The organism is Tardiphaga sp. (assembly GCF_041424195.1).
Lineage (GTDB): Bacteria > Pseudomonadota > Alphaproteobacteria > Rhizobiales > Xanthobacteraceae > Tardiphaga.
This window is the reverse complement of sequence record NZ_JBGMOE010000224.1, coordinates 112,718-125,027: the sequence shown is the minus strand read 5'-3', so window position 1 is coordinate 125,027 and position 12,310 is coordinate 112,718. Positions and strand designations below refer to the sequence as shown.

The following is a 12,310-nucleotide window of genomic DNA, read 5'->3' as shown; positions in this document are numbered from 1 at the left end:
CAATGCAGTTGAGCGCCCGCTCACCAGCCCCTGTGGGATGTGGAAAGAGGGTTTGGCGCGCCTCAGCTGTGCGGCGCAACAATGTGGGCGCAGTCCCGACGGCCCATCAGGACACAATCCTGGGTTTTGCGGAGATCGGCAATGCTGATCGCGAGCCAGATCCCGACACCCACGAGGATCACCGTAAAGCCGAAGGCTGCGCTATTGGCCAGCATCCGGTGGCGGAAGTCATCGGGGTCGTCCTGGGCCTGTTGATAGCGGGACAGGTCGCTGGCGCCGGTGGTCTGGCGGCGGGGGTGTTCGGCGGGAGTGGTGGGATGGTGTGGCAGTGTATCCGAGGTGCGCGGCACGAAACGAAGCACGCGGTGCTCTTCATCCTCTCTGACAATCGGCTGCTGGGTCTTCATTGTCGGTGGTCTGCGCATACAATGGTGCATTGTAACACGAGGCGGCTGCTTTGCGCAGCGAAAGTCCGCATGGCACGGATGCGGCAATTGCCCGAGATGACGTGGAACTGATCAGTATCAGCCCGGCGGCCATGCCATAGTTGGTTCTGGACAAACGCCAGATATGGGAGGCCACATGCCAAACACACGCGAACCGCTGCTGCATCCGGTCCCGATCCTGTCGCTGCGGCCAACGCAGATGACGGTGGGCATGCGCGAGGTGAAGGAGAAGCGCCAACGCTGGCGCGCGCACAAGTCAAAGCGCAAACAAGCCGAACTGCTCGGCCGGCACATGATTCCCGTGGTGCTGGGGCCGGATCAGCTCCATTACGTGGTCGATCACCATCATCTCGCACGGGCGCTGCACGACGAAGGCGTGAAGGATGTGCTCGTCACCGTGATCGCGGATCTCACGATGGTCGATGTGAAAGCATTCTGGGGCGTGCTCGATCACCGCCGTTGGGCCTATCCCTATGACGCCAAGGGCGAACGGCGGCACTTCAAGGACATTCCGAAATCGGTGACGGGCTTGAAGGATGATCCGTTCCGCAGCCTTGCCGGTGAAATTCGCCGCGCCGGCGGCTATGCCAAGGACACCACGCCGTTCAGCGAATTCCTGTGGGCGGACCTGTTTCGCCGCCGGCTCTCCACAAAGGAGGTCGAGGCCGATTTCGCCAAGGCATTGGAGAAGGCGCTGGCGATCGCCAAGAGCAAGGATGCGATCTATCTGCCGGGCTGGTGCGGACCGGCGTCCGACGACTGAGGCACATCCGTCGGAAGCGACGCGGGATCGCCCTTGCCGCCGAGCACGCGATGCAGGGCCCGTTCGAGCTTGCCGCCAAACAACAGGACAAGGAAGGCGATCGCCACCGAGACCGTGACGATACGCCAGTGGCCGGCGCCGCACATGATGCCGACACAGGCGGTCAGCCACACGCAGGCGGCGCTGGTCAGGCCGCGGATGCGGAAATGGTGCTCGGCGTGAAAGATCACGCCGGCACCGAGAAAGCCGACGCCTGTGAGCACACCCTGAATGACCCGGCTCCCGGCATCCGTGAAGCCGCCCTGGCCGAGCGGATCGGCCAGCACCACGATCATGGCGGTGGCCAGACTGACCAGCGCCAGCGTGCGCACGCCCACGGGCTTGCCGTGCAGGTCGCGGTTGAGGCCGATGGCACCGCCGACGAGGGTGGCGACGCCGAGGCGCAGGATGATGTCCGACCAGTCGAGCAAAGGAGTATCCCTATCGCGCCGTTATTTCGGCAGCCGGCCCATCATATAGAACTCGTCGTTCGGCTTCATATTGGTGACATTGGCCATGCGGTTCGACAGTGCAAAGAAGGCCGAGATCGCAGTGATGTCCCAGATGTCGTCGTCGCTGAAGCCGTGGCTGCTTATTTCGGCGAAGTCCTGCTCGCCGATGGTCTCGGCGGACCGGCTCACCTTCATGGCGAAATCCAGCATAGCACGCTGCTTCGGCGTGATGTCGGCCTTGCGATAGTTGACGGCGATTTGATCGGCGATGGTTGGGTTCTTGGCGCGAATGCGCAGGATCGCACCATGCGCGATGACGCAATAATGGCACTGATTGGCGGCTGACGTCGCGACCACGATCATCTCACGCTCGGCCTTGGTCAGCCCGCTATCCTTGTCCATGAGGGCATCGTGATAGGCGAAGAACGCGCGGAATTCGTCAGGTCGATAGGCCAGCGACAGGAACACGTTGGGCACGAATCCGGACTTTTCCTGCACGCCCATGATGCGCGTGCGGATGTCCTCGGGCAGCTTGTCGAGGGCGGGTGTCGGAAAGCGTTTCGCAATCGGCTGTGTCATCTGGCGTTCCCGTGAATGTTTCTGTTTCACGGGATCATAGGCGATCGTGCCGCCACCGCAAAGCGGCTGCGGCACGTGAGGCGATGCGATTAGCGCAGCGGCTTCTTGAGCAGGGAGAAGCGATCCGGATCAAGGCCCAGCGAGGGCTGCAGCATAGGGGCTTCGACGCTGCGGCTCGGCGTCGCCAGCGGGCGTTCGGTGAAGCCGGGATCGTTCGGCACATCGCGATGCGATGTAGCGCCGCGCCAGCGTTCCAGCACGGCGCTGACGAAATGCATGTCGTGACCGGCAGCCACTGACGGCACCGTGGCGATCGTGGCTTCGGAGCGCGGCAGCTGGTGCGGCGGCACTTCCTTGAAACGCAGACGGGTCGGCAGAGCGACGCCTTCGCCAAAGGCGAGGACTTCGCGGGTGCCGAGTGACGGGACGAAGGACAGCAGATTGGCTGCGGCATCCGACACCGCGGAGCGTAGCAGCGCCTGGTCGCGCTCGTTGGCGAGGCGCATCGCAAACAGGGTGTTGCACTGGGAAATGATCGTGGCGTCGAGTTCGGCGGGCCGCTGCGTCACGAGACCGAGATAGACGCCGTATTTGCGGCCTTCCTTGGCGATGCGCGAGACGGCCTTGCGGGTCGGACCGAAGCCGATATTGCGGTCGGCAGACGCATAGCGATGCGCTTCCTCGCAGACGAATAGCAGCGGCGAGGCGCCGTCGCTCCACAGGCCGAAATCGAATGCCATGCGGCACAGCACCGACACCACGGAGTCGACCACTTCCGCGGGGAAGCCGGCGAGCTGCATGATGGTCATCGGCTTGCCATTGGCGGGCAGGCGGAACAGATGGCTGATCACTTCCGCCATGGTGTCGCCGCCGACATTGGCGTTGTCGAACATGAAGGCGTAGCGCGGATCGTTCTTCACCGCTTCGATACGCGAGATCAGCTTGTGATACTGGATGCGCGACGAGCGGTTCTCGAGCTTGCCCATGCGCTCGTCGATCAACGAGATCAGATCGACCAGGCGATAGGGCACCGGCGTATCGACGGTGTAGCCGATAGTCTTCGGGTCGATGCGCTTGAGGCCAATGCGGTCGGCGTTCTGGTATTGCGTGTAGACGCCTTTGGCGATCGGGATGACCTCCGAGAGGATTTCGAGTTCTTCAGGCACGCCGGGGCGGCCGCCGAACAGCACGTCGACGATTTCCTCAAAATTGAACAGCCAGAACGGCAGTTTCAGATTGCGCGGGTTCAGCACCAGCGCCTTGTCGCCAAAACAGCGGCCATATTCGTTATGCACGTCGAGCAGGAAGATGCGCAGATGCGGGCGCGATTTCAGGATTTCATTGAGCAGCAGCGACACGCCGGTGGATTTACCGACCCCGGTGGAGCCGAGCACCGCGAAGTGCTTGCTCAGCATTTCCTCGACGTCGACATAAGCGGCGACTGACTTGTCCTGCTGCAGCGTGCCCACGTTGATCTGCTCGGAGCCGGACGGTGCATAGACCGTGCGCAGATCGTGATTGCTGATCAGATCGACGATGTCGTCGATCGTGGGATAGTTGGTGACGCCGCGCTGGAACTTGGCCTTGTCGCCGTGCCCCATGATCTCGCCGAGCAGATCGACCGAGGCGCTCGCGATATACATGTCCGATGCATGCATGTTCTCGGCGGACACTTCCGTGATCATGGCAATGATGGTCGAGGAGGCGCAACGGATGCTGACGAAGCGGCCGACGGTGCCGCGCATCTCCGAAGGCGTCATCGGGCTCACGGCGAGCAATCCGACGCGGGCCAGCGAGCCCCGTACCGAGATAATGCGCCCGAACGACGCCGCTGCGTTTAAACTGGTCATTGATGAATTCGCGTCTCGCACCCGGTTTGGGTCGAATATGCAGGTCAGGGACTGCACAAATTGTTAAGGCGTGTCCGCGGGCTATCGGTAGGCTCTGCTCGTCAAACTTGCATTGCGGAATTAGCTCCGCATTGGACTGCGAAAACGCCAGCACCGGATACCTCGCCGTTCACGGCTGCGAAGTCGGCTTTACGTGGTTTTAACCAGCCCGCCAGATCGGGAGGCGCGGACGTCCTGACCTTGCATGGGTCGCTGCCGCTGCGTTATCTCAACGCGGTGCCCTTCGGCCGTGTTCGGACCTCTTATGCGCATTGATTTTCCCGGCCTGCAGGCGTTTCTGAGCATCGCGGAGCGGGGTAGCTTTTCGCGGGCGGCCGCGCACCTCAATCTGTCACAGACGGCGCTGAGCCACCGGATCAAGAAACTGGAAGAGGATCTCGGCTTTCAGTTGCTGGCCCGCACCACGCGGCAGGTGGCACTGACCCCGGCCGGACTGGAACTGCTGCCTACCGCGCGGCGGATGATCGGGGAACTCTCCGACTCCATCGACTTGCTCCGGGCGAGGGGCCGCAAGCGACAGGAACACATCGCGCTCGGCTGCCTGCCGACCATCGCCGCCTATCATCTGCCGCGGGTGCTGAAGCAATTCACCGCGCTCCATCCCGGGATCTCGATCAAGATCCATGACAATTCGGCGGGCGAGATTGCCACTCTGGTGCAGTCCGGGCAGGCAGAGTTCGGCATCACGATCACGGCGACCAGTATATGGGATCTGGCTGTCACCCCGCTGATCAAGGAACGCTTCGTCTTGTTGTGCACGAAGGACCATGCCTTTGCGCAACGCAAATTCGTGGCCTGGTCGCACCTTGAGGACATGCCGCTGATCCGTATCAGCCCGCAGGCCGGCAACCGGGCGCTGATCGACGATGCGCTCGGCCACCGGCGCGATGCGCTGAACTGGCGTTATGAGGTGCAGCATCTGCAGACTGCCGTGGGCATGGTGTTCGAAAAGCTTGGCATCGCCGTCGTGCCCAGCATCGCGGTGGCGACGCAAGGGACTGCCGGACTGGTCGCGGTGCCGCTTCGCAATCCGAGCGTCAGCCGAACCGTAGGGATTATCGTCAAGCGCGGACAGCCGGTGAGCAAGCCGGCGCAGGCGCTGATCGATCTGACCCGCAAATACTTCCAGTCAGCGGGATAGTCCGCCCTTGAGGGATATATGCAGGAAACTGCACGATTATCCCAGATTTCTCATTTGTTTCATATATCGGAATTGGATACTGCCGTAAGCGGAACGGTCCATGGCATGGTCGCGATGACGTGACGGCCATTGGTGCCGACATAAAAACGGCGAGGGTGGACGCGTGAGGCGTCTTCGATCCATCATGACGCTCTGCTTTCCGACCAAACTCAAGCATTTGCTGAGCGCCGCGCAATGGGCGCTCGGCGTGATATTTCTCACAGGCGCGGTGTCTTTGGCGCAGGCGCAGTCCGGCTATCCGACCAGGCCTATTCGCGTGATCGTGCCGTTTGCGGCCGGTGGTGTCGCTGACATCACCATCCGCATCGTGGCCGACAAACTCGGCGACAATCTCGGCCAGCGCCTCGTGATCGAAAACATGCCGGGTGCCGGCGGCGTCGCCGCAGCGCGCGCAGTGCTGTCGTCGCAGCCGGATGGCTATACGCTGGCGCTGCTCAGCAACGGCACCGCCGTCAGCGTGCCGCTGTTCAAGAGTCTGCCATTCGACCCCGTGAAGAACTTCGCGCCGATCTCCAGCATCGGCTTCTTCGATTTCATCGTCGGCACCAATGCGAATTCGCAGCACAAGACGCTGGCCGACGTCATCAGGTTTGCGCGCGACAATCCGGGCAAATTGAATGTCGGCACCATCAGCGTCGGCAGCACCCAGAACCTGTCGGCCGAACTGCTCAAATCCACCGCCGGGATCAACTTCCAGATTGTGCCCTATCGCGGAACGCCTGAGGTCATTGTCGGGCTCCTGCGCGAAGACATCGATCTCATGATCGACAATTATGTCGGGATGAAATCCGCGCTGCAGGACGGCAAGATGCGTCCAGTCGGGACCACGGGCGAATCCCGTTCGGTGATCCTGAAAGACGTGCCGACGATGATCGAGGGGGGCGTGAAGGGATACGACGTGGTCTCCTGGAATGCGCTGTTCGCGCCATCAGGCACCCCGCCCGAAGCTGTCGCGCGATTGAATGCCGGTCTGCGCGAGGTGTTGGCACTGCCCGATGTGAAGCAGAAGCTGCTCGATCTCGGGATCGAGGCGAAAGCCAGCTCGCCCGAGGAATTAAAGGCCCGGCTGGTCGACGACATCGCGAAGTGGACCGCCGTGATCGACAAGGCAGGAATTCCGAAACAATGACGAAACCAACCGTCCCGGGTCCCGATCCGCACACCAAGGTGCCGAAGTTCAAGCTGCCGCCGCTGGCCTGCGACGCGCATACGCATATCTTCGGGCCCGGCGCCAAATATCCCTATGTGGGTTCCTACATTCCGCCCGACGCGCCGCTGGAAGATTTTCGGGCATTGCACGGGAAGCTCGGCATCGGCCGTGCCGTTATCGTCAATGCCAGCGTGCACGGCACTGATAACCGCGTAGCGCTGGACGCCATCGCGGTGAGCGGCGGCCGCTACCGTGCGGTGGCCAATATCGATGGCACGATCACGGAGCAGGGACTCCGCGAACTGCATGAAGGTGGTTTCCGCGGCTGCCGCTTCAATTTCGTGCGGCATCTCGGCGGCACGCCGGACATGAAGGTGTTTCATCGTATCATCGACATGATCGCGCCGATGAACTGGCATGTTGATCTGCATTTCGATGCGGTCGATCTGCCCGACTATGCCGACCTGCTGGCGAAGCTGCCGGTGATCTACACCATCGATCATATGGGCCGCGTCAAGGCCGGCGATGGCCTGGAGCAGCGGCCGTTCCGCACCTTGATCGACCTGATGAAGCGCGACGAGAAATGCTGGGTGAAGGTCTCGGGCTGCGAGCGCGTGACCTCCATGGGCCCGCCCTTTACCGATGCCGTGCCGTTCGCGAAGACAATCTGCGAGACCGCGCCTGATCGTGTGATCTGGGGCACCGACTGGCCGCATCCCAACGTCAAGGCGATGCCGAACGACGGCGATCTCGTCGATCTGATCCCGCTCTTCGCACCGGATCCGGTGATTCAGCAGAAGATACTCGTCGACAATCCCGCGCGTCTGTTTGAATTCGATACCTGAGCGGCAGAAAGAACCAAGGAAAGATTCGATGTCCAAAGCCAAGACAGGTCTTGTGGTCTCCGCGCATCCTGGCGATTTCGTCTGGCGCGCCGGCGGCGCGATCGCGCTGCATGCGAAGAAAGGCTACCGCGTCAAGATCGTGTGCCTCGCTTACGGCGAACGCGGCGAGTCGCAATTCGCCTGGAAGCAGGCGGGCATGACGCTGGACAAGGTCAAGGCCGGACGGAAAGACGAAGCCGAGCGTGCAGCGGCATCGCTGGGCGCCGAGATCGAATTCTTCGACGCCGGGGACTATCCGCTGCATCTGACGGAAGCCCACAAGGAGCGGCTGATCGATATCTATCGCGAACTCAATCCGAGCTTCGTACTGACGCATTCCCTCGAAGATCCGTACAATGTCGATCATCCCGCAGCGACCGCCGCTGCGCAGGAGGCCCGCATCATCGCGCAGGCGATGGGGCACAAGCCGGAGGCGGAATATAGCTACTCCGCGCCCCCGGTGTTCCTGTTCGAGCCGCATCAGCCCGAGATGTGCAATTTCAAGCCGCAGGTAATCCTCAACATCGATGAGGTCTGGGACATCAAGCGCAAGACGTTCGAAATTCTCGCTGCGCAAAAGCACCTCTGGGCCTATTACGAGCGTGTGGCGCTTCAGCGCGGCATGCAGGGCGGCCGCAACACCGGCGCGGCGATGACCTATGGCGAGGCCTATCAGCGCCTGTTCCCGATGACCGTGGAGACACTGGCATGAAACCCGTCGTCGTCAGAAACATTCAACGCGCAGATACCGATGTGGTGCAGCGGCTCGGCGCGCTCGGCGTCTCCACTGTCCACGAGGCCTATGGCCGCTTTGGCCTGATGAAGACCTATATGCGCCCGGTGTGGTCCGGCGCGGAGGCTGCCGGCACGGCGGTCACGGTGCTGGCACAGCCCGGCGACAACTGGATGCTGCATGTGGCCATTGAGCAGTGCAGACCCGGCGACATGCTGGTGGTGGCCTGCACCACGGACAACACCGACGGCATGTTCGGCGATCTCCTCGCGACGTCGCTGAAAGCGCGCGGTGGTGTCGGCCTGATCATCGATGCGGGCTGCCGCGATATCAAGACGCTGCGCGAGATGGGTTTTCCGGTGTGGTCACGCGCGATCTCGGCGAAGGGGACGGTGAAGGCGACGCTCGGCGCGGTGAACGTGCCGGTGGTCTGCGCCGGCGCGCAGGTGATGCCGGGTGACGCCATCGTCGCCGACGAAGACGGCGTTGTGGTGATCCCGCGCAAACATGCTGCGGAGGTTGCGGTGAAAGGCGAGAAGCGTTTTGCCGAAGAAGACGCCAAGCGCCAGAAGCTGGCTTCCGGCATTCTCGGCCTCGACATGTACAATATGCGCGAGCCGCTGGCCAAAGCGGGTCTTGTTTACGTCGACGATCCCGATCAAGCGTGAGCGGGGAGGAGGCGGCGATGCGGCTTCGCATATTGCTCGGCGATCATCCGCATACGGCGGCGCTGAAATCCGGCGCGATCACATCAGATCTGGTTCAGCTGGATTTTGCCGACTACACGCCCACCAACAAGGGCTTCAAACCCATGGTGCGTGATGGGGCCTTCGACGTCGCCGAAATGGCCATCGTCACCTATCTGATGGCGAAGAGCTACAACAAGCCGATGGTGCTGCTGCCTGATGTGATGATGGCGCGGCATCAGTTTAGGTTCGCGGTCACCAACCCGGCAGCAGGCATCACCGGGCCGAAGGATCTCGAAGGTAAATGCGTCGGTATTCGATCGTTTACGACGACGACGGGCGCGTGGCTGCGCGGCATGCTCGCCAATGACTACGGCGTCAATCTGGATGCGATCGAATGGATCACCTTCGAGGAGCCGCATGTCGCGGAATATATCGACAGCACCACCAAGGCGCCTGCCGGCAAGCAGATCATGCAGATGCTGTTCGATGGCGAACTGGACGCCGTGCTCGGCGAGAAGAGCGACGACCCACGGGTGACGCAGTTGTTCCCGGACGTCGCCGCAGAAGAGAAAGTCTGGCTGGCCAGGCATGGTGTGGTGCCGATCAACCATATGGTGGTCGTCAGCCAGCAATTGTCCGATACGCGCCCCGATGTGGTGCGCGAAGTCCACCGTATGCTGGGGGCGAGCAGGGCGGCGTCAGCCGGCAAGAGCCTGTCTTTCGATGCGGATGCCATGAATCGTTCGCTGGCTCTCATTACAGACTATTCTGCGCAGCAGGGACTGATCCCGCGCAGGTTCAGCGTTGATGAGCTGTTCGACGACGTGACGCGCGCGTTGCGATAGCGCGCCGTCGCCTTCATCCTGAGGAGCGGTGTCTTCGACCGCGTCTCGAAGGATGAGCGCCCAATTCCTCATGGTTCGAGACGCGCGAAGACGCGCTCCTCGCCATGAGGGGATCGAGTAAGCTCGACTGGAATACTGGAGGAAACGACCAATGACTCCCGAACCGATCTTCGATCTCGCCCATCTCGAATTGCTGACGCCGAAGCCGGACGAGAGCCTGAAATTCTTCGTCGACGTGATGGGCATGACCGTCAGCGGACGACAGGGCGAGTCCGTGTATCTGCGTGGCTGGGACGACTATGAGCGCTATTCGCTGAAGCTGACGGCGGCGAACACCTCTGGCATGGAGCATATGGCGCTGCGCGCACGCAGCCCGCAGGCGCTGGAGCGCCGCGTGGCGGCACTGAAGGGGTCCGGCTACGATATTGGCTGGACCGACGGTGACCTCGGCCACGGGCCGGCATTTCGCTGCCGCGATCCCGACGGACATATTGTTGAGCTCTATTACGAGACCGAATGGTACGAGGCGCCGCCGGAACTCAAGCCGGCGCTTAAAAATCAGGCGCAGCGCTATCCGGCGCGAGGCATCAACGTGCGGCGGCTCGATCACCTCAACTGCCTTGCGGTCGACATCAAGGCCAACCGCGAATTTTTCGAGCAGTATATGGGGCTCCGCCTGACCGAGCAGATCGTGCTCAATGACGGCACGGAAGCGGCGATGTGGATGACCATGTCGAACAAGAGCTACGACTTCGCCTATTCGCGCGATCACTCCGGCACCAAAGGGCGCTTCCATCACGTCACCTATGCGCTGGACAGCCGTGAGGACATTCTGCGCGCGGCTGATATCTTTCTGGAAAACGGCGTCTTCATCGAGACCGGCCCGCACAAACATGCGATCCAGCAGACCTTCTTCCTCTATGTCTATGAGCCCGGCGGCAACCGTGTCGAAGTCGCCAATGCCGGCGCACGGCTGATCCTGGCGCCGGACTGGAAGCCCATCGTCTGGACCGAGGAGGAGCGCAAGAAGGGCCAGGCCTGGGGCCTCAAGACCATTGAGTCGTTCCATACCCACGGCACGCCTCCGGTGCCCCACAAGTAGCAAGCCGCTCTGCCGGGATTGGTACGCGTCTTGCTTTGTTGACCTCAGGCTGTCTTTGACGTGGGGGCGAGCATGACTAACTCTGAGTTGCGGGCCGACATTCACAGTATCGAACCGATCCCCGATGCCGACCGGGATTCCACCGGGCCACAGCAGATGTGGATCTGGGCCGGCGCCAATATCGCCCCGGTGAACTGGGCGCTCGGCGCGCTCGGTATCATTCTCAAGCTCGGTCTGTGGGAGACGATCGCGGTCATCGTCATCGGCAACGCGGCGGGCTCCGCGATCTTCGCCGCCTTCACGGTCATGGGCCACAAGACCGGCGTCAATCAGATGGTGCTCAGCCGCGCCGCCTTTGGGCGCCGCGGTGCCTATCTGCCGAGCCTGTTGATGTTCCTGATGACGCTCGGCTGGATCGGCGTGAACACCTATTTCCCGGTGAAGATCTCGATGGCCATTCTCGGCCAGTTCGGGGTCACCGATAGCTGGTTCGCCAATCTTGTGGTCATCACCATCGTGATGGTGACGCAGGTGCTGATCGGCACCTATGGTTTCTATGCGATCCGCACCTTCGAGAAATACACCGTACCGGTCACGGTTGTGATCATGGTGCTGATGAGCGTGCTGGCCTGGAGCCAGCCTGGCGTCGTCAACTGGAATCTCACGACCTCGCTGCCGCCAGGGCCGCATCTGGCGATGTTGTCGCTGCTGATGACCGCTGTTGGCGTTGGCTGGGGCATTTCGTGGGTGACCTGGGCGTCGGACTATTCGCGCTTCGTGCCGCGCTCGACCTCGTCGAAAGCCGTGTTCTGGTACAGCTACGTCGGCATGTTCGTGCCGTCGGTGTGGCTCGCCGTTCTTGGCGCCACGATCGCCTCGGTGACGCTCGACACGGATCCCGCCAAGATGGTCTCGGCAGTGTTCGGCGGCGTCGCCAGCATCCTCGTGCTGCTGCTGGTGCTGCACGGGCCGATCGCAACCAATATCCTCAACGTCTATTCGTCGGCGCTGGCGGCGCTCAGCATGGGTGTTCGCTTTTCGCGGACGATGCTGGCGCTGATCGTCGGCGTCGCCGGCTATGCGGTGACGGTGTATTTCATCTTCGCACCGTCTTTCGCGAAGGCGTTCGACAACTGGCTGGTCAGCCTGCTGATGTGGATGAGCCCCTATGCCGGGGTGGTGTTGGCCGACTTCTTCGTCAGGCGGAAGAGCCAGATCGACATCGCCGAACTCTACAAGTCGCCGGAGACCAGCATCTATGGCGATATCAACTGGAGCGGCATGATCGCGTTCTTCGCTGGCTTGATCGCCACCTGGCTGTTCCAGGATGGCCTGGTGCCCGCGTTGCAGGGACCCATCTCGATCAACCTTCTCGGCGGCGCGGATCTGAGCTGGCTGGCGGGCATCGTTGTATCAGGCGGTGTCTATCTGGCGCTGGGCAAGCATCTGGCACCGGAGCCGATGGCCATTCCGGCCGGTGGGCCGGGGGAATAAGGGCGAGGCGACCGGGCAGGCCG

13 protein-coding genes are annotated in these 12,310 nt (G+C 62.0%); 9 read left to right on the top strand and 4 right to left on the bottom strand.

The window, feature by feature from the left end:
• Positions 1-62: 62 nt before the first annotated feature.
• Positions 63-407 (bottom strand): hypothetical protein, encoded by a 345-nt coding sequence (locus ACEK02_RS31070; RefSeq protein WP_371425384.1) that lies wholly within the window; start codon positions 405-407, stop codon positions 63-65.
• A 175-nt stretch (positions 408-582) separates the two neighbouring features.
• On the opposite strand from ACEK02_RS31070, the gene ACEK02_RS31065 reads away from it, so the two are divergent.
• Positions 583-1,209, top strand: a complete 627-nt coding sequence (locus ACEK02_RS31065) for a ParB-like protein (RefSeq protein WP_371425382.1) — start codon at positions 583-585, stop codon at positions 1,207-1,209.
• Here ACEK02_RS31065 and ACEK02_RS31060 read toward each other — a convergent pair.
• From ACEK02_RS31060 to ACEK02_RS31050, 3 genes are all read right to left on the bottom strand, one after another.
• Positions 1,170-1,679 (bottom strand): MgtC/SapB family protein, encoded by a 510-nt coding sequence (locus ACEK02_RS31060; protein ID WP_371425380.1) that lies wholly within the window; start codon positions 1,677-1,679, stop codon positions 1,170-1,172. The genes ACEK02_RS31065 and ACEK02_RS31060 overlap by 40 nt on opposite strands.
• Before the next feature lie 21 nt (positions 1,680-1,700).
• Positions 1,701-2,279, bottom strand: coding sequence for a peroxidase-related enzyme (locus ACEK02_RS31055; protein WP_371425378.1), 579 nt, complete (start codon positions 2,277-2,279; stop codon positions 1,701-1,703).
• 89 nt (positions 2,280-2,368) lie between these two features.
• A complete protein-coding gene (locus ACEK02_RS31050; RefSeq protein ID WP_371425376.1) occupies positions 2,369-4,129 on the bottom strand; it encodes an ATP-binding protein in 1,761 nt (586 codons plus the stop codon).
• Between the two features lie 304 nt (positions 4,130-4,433).
• Between ACEK02_RS31050 and ACEK02_RS31045 the strand changes: the two genes are divergently transcribed.
• The 8 genes from ACEK02_RS31045 to ACEK02_RS31010 all read left to right on the top strand — a co-directional run bounded on the left by ACEK02_RS31045 (position 4,434) and on the right by ACEK02_RS31010 (position 12,287).
• On the top strand, positions 4,434-5,330 hold the full coding sequence (locus ACEK02_RS31045) for a LysR family transcriptional regulator (protein ID WP_371425374.1): 897 nt from the start codon (positions 4,434-4,436) through the stop codon (positions 5,328-5,330).
• A gap of 184 nt (positions 5,331-5,514) precedes the next feature.
• Positions 5,515-6,519, top strand: coding sequence for a Bug family tripartite tricarboxylate transporter substrate binding protein (locus tag ACEK02_RS31040; protein WP_371425372.1), 1,005 nt, complete (start codon positions 5,515-5,517; stop codon positions 6,517-6,519).
• Complete coding sequence (locus ACEK02_RS31035) at positions 6,516-7,385, top strand: amidohydrolase (protein ID WP_371425370.1); 870 nt, start codon at positions 6,516-6,518, stop codon at positions 7,383-7,385. Before ACEK02_RS31040 ends, ACEK02_RS31035 begins: the two co-directional genes overlap by 4 nt.
• A gap of 28 nt (positions 7,386-7,413) precedes the next feature.
• Positions 7,414-8,136 (top strand): PIG-L deacetylase family protein, encoded by a 723-nt coding sequence (locus tag ACEK02_RS31030; protein ID WP_089267177.1) that lies wholly within the window; start codon positions 7,414-7,416, stop codon positions 8,134-8,136.
• Positions 8,133-8,825 (top strand): 4-carboxy-4-hydroxy-2-oxoadipate aldolase/oxaloacetate decarboxylase, encoded by a 693-nt coding sequence (locus tag ACEK02_RS31025; protein ID WP_371425368.1) that lies wholly within the window; start codon positions 8,133-8,135, stop codon positions 8,823-8,825. Before ACEK02_RS31030 ends, ACEK02_RS31025 begins: the two co-directional genes overlap by 4 nt.
• 17 nt (positions 8,826-8,842) lie before the next feature.
• Positions 8,843-9,691, top strand: a complete 849-nt coding sequence (locus ACEK02_RS31020) for an ABC transporter substrate-binding protein (RefSeq protein WP_371425366.1) — start codon at positions 8,843-8,845, stop codon at positions 9,689-9,691.
• A 151-nt stretch (positions 9,692-9,842) separates the two neighbouring features.
• The gene (locus tag ACEK02_RS31015; protein ID WP_371425364.1) at positions 9,843-10,793 is read left to right on the top strand and encodes a catechol 2,3-dioxygenase; all 951 of its coding nucleotides are present in this window, start codon (positions 9,843-9,845) and stop codon (positions 10,791-10,793) included.
• 72 nt (positions 10,794-10,865) lie between these two features.
• Positions 10,866-12,287, top strand: a complete 1,422-nt coding sequence (locus tag ACEK02_RS31010) for a cytosine permease (RefSeq protein ID WP_371425362.1) — start codon at positions 10,866-10,868, stop codon at positions 12,285-12,287.
• Positions 12,288-12,310 lie beyond the last annotated feature (23 nt).

Bases quoted from the DNA above. Each gene is read 5' to 3' on its own strand.
- ACEK02_RS31070 (WP_371425384.1), bottom strand. From the start codon at position 407: ATGAAGACCCAGCAGCCGATTGTCAGAGAGGATGAAGAGCACCGCGTG.
- ACEK02_RS31065 (WP_371425382.1), top strand. From the start codon at position 583: ATGCCAAACACACGCGAACCGCTGCTGCATCCGGTCCCGATCCTGTCG.
- ACEK02_RS31055 (WP_371425378.1), bottom strand. From the start codon at position 2,279: ATGACACAGCCGATTGCGAAACGCTTTCCGACACCCGCCCTCGACAAG.
- ACEK02_RS31050 (WP_371425376.1), bottom strand. From the start codon at position 4,129: ATGACCAGTTTAAACGCAGCGGCGTCGTTCGGGCGCATTATCTCGGTA.
- ACEK02_RS31045 (WP_371425374.1), top strand. From the start codon at position 4,434: ATGCGCATTGATTTTCCCGGCCTGCAGGCGTTTCTGAGCATCGCGGAG.
- ACEK02_RS31040 (WP_371425372.1), top strand. From the start codon at position 5,515: ATGACGCTCTGCTTTCCGACCAAACTCAAGCATTTGCTGAGCGCCGCG.
- ACEK02_RS31035 (WP_371425370.1), top strand. From the start codon at position 6,516: ATGACGAAACCAACCGTCCCGGGTCCCGATCCGCACACCAAGGTGCCG.
- ACEK02_RS31030 (WP_089267177.1), top strand. From the start codon at position 7,414: ATGTCCAAAGCCAAGACAGGTCTTGTGGTCTCCGCGCATCCTGGCGAT.
- ACEK02_RS31025 (WP_371425368.1), top strand. From the start codon at position 8,133: ATGAAACCCGTCGTCGTCAGAAACATTCAACGCGCAGATACCGATGTG.
- ACEK02_RS31020 (WP_371425366.1), top strand. From the start codon at position 8,843: ATGCGGCTTCGCATATTGCTCGGCGATCATCCGCATACGGCGGCGCTG.
- ACEK02_RS31015 (WP_371425364.1), top strand. From the start codon at position 9,843: ATGACTCCCGAACCGATCTTCGATCTCGCCCATCTCGAATTGCTGACG.
- ACEK02_RS31010 (WP_371425362.1), top strand. From the start codon at position 10,866: ATGACTAACTCTGAGTTGCGGGCCGACATTCACAGTATCGAACCGATC.